Raw genomic sequence first — 1,548 nt, 5'->3', positions numbered from 1 at the left:
CGTTAGATATGCGTTGAAAGATGCAAAATTGANGGCTGACGTGTTTGAAAAGAACATGGGGATTCCAAGTCGAAATATCGCTCAATACCATGATGTTTCCTTAGGTGAGTTCAAAACCATAATTGGCGCGAATGGCAAGCCTGGCAAATTCCAGCGTTCAGTTAACGGGTTGAGTGAGGGAAAGGCCAATACAGTGTTCGTTTTCTATTCTGGGCATGGTGTGCCTGCAATTAATGATAAGTGGGCTGCTTACTTAATGCCTAGCGACGCGACACCCGATTCAATTGATGTATCTGGCTATCATCTTGACGAGTTTTATCGCCAGCTTTCATTAATTGATGCTGAAAATATCGTAGTGTTCCTAGACGCATGTTTTAGTGGAAATGCTCACGACGGAACCTTATATCCAAACGTAAGTGCGAGTGTATTGAGGCGACCCTTAATATCTGTACCTACGAAAAATAGTGCGATCACAGTATTTTCCGCGACACAGTCGGAAGGAGTAGCAACTTGGTATGACTATGTTGGCAATGGTCTATTTTCAAACTTTTTAGCTAAGGGCTTAACGGGAAAAGCTGACAACGATGGCGACAAAAAGGTTACGACTGATGAACTCTACAGTTATGTAGACAGGAAGGTATCGGTTGTATCCGCGGTACTTGGAAGAAACCAAGCACCTTCGATTTTTAGTGAAGGCGATGTTGAGCTTGTTAGGTACCGTTACTGAGATAAGGAGATCCAATGATAATGAAAATTGTTCGATATGTTGTAGTGATAATGGCGTTGGCTTTGAATGGTTATTTTGTGCAAGCAGGGTCTTGTCTACAAAAAGGCGTTGGTCTCATTAACATAATAGAACCTGGACTATACGAGGTGTCAGGAATAGGGGCTACACAGAAAGATGCATTTGAGGAGGCGTCAATTAATCTTAGCTATGGTCTCAACACAAAGGTAAGTTCCAAGTGCTTTGATATCGATAGCTCTAATTTTCAAGAAAATAGTATCCAGAGCTGTAAAAACAGTGTCAGAAGTCGGTCAGAGATTGGTTACACACCAATCATTTCTGTTGATAAATGCAGTGGGTTCCAGGTTGTGAGAATACGTTATGACGCAAGACCTCTGATTGATCGAATGGATTTGCTGTCGTTGGATTTAAAACATTCTGAGGAGCTATTAATTGATCAAAGAAAGCTAATTCCGTTCTCTGTATTGCTAAGAAATATAAGGAGTGGAAAGTTAAGGTTAAGGTTTGACTCAGGGAATCGTATATGGGCCATAGTGAAAGATTCTCAAACAATGTGGTTGACCACTAAGGACTTTATTAATCAAGTGCGCTGGGCAGGATGTGAGCAGGAAGATCGGTTTGAATTCTTGTTGGGCGCTAATTCCGTGAAAGCAGCAAGGCACGAACAGAACGTAAGAGTTAAAATCTCAAATAAGAACAAAGCACGTTTTGCTTCGCTTTGGGAGCTGGACAGCGGTGTTGGAGCAGAACTGATTGGTAGCAACTTGAATCCTGAGAACGGATTAAATAATAATATTCTGACT

The 1,548-nt window shown here is 41.5% G+C and carries 2 protein-coding genes; both read left to right on the top strand.

The window, feature by feature from the left end:
* Positions 1 to 727: caspase family protein (locus tag A3757_RS22500; protein ID WP_231878358.1), on the top strand; the 727-nt coding region annotated here is incomplete at its 5' end.
* A gap of 20 nt (positions 728 to 747) precedes the next feature.
* Positions 748 to 1,548: hypothetical protein (locus A3757_RS22495; protein ID WP_156506498.1), on the top strand; the 801-nt coding region annotated here is incomplete at its 3' end.

It is taken from the genome of Oleiphilus sp. HI0117 (assembly GCF_001635235.1).
Note: the sequence above shows the minus strand (reverse complement) of the source record. Positions and strands in the feature narration are given on the sequence as shown.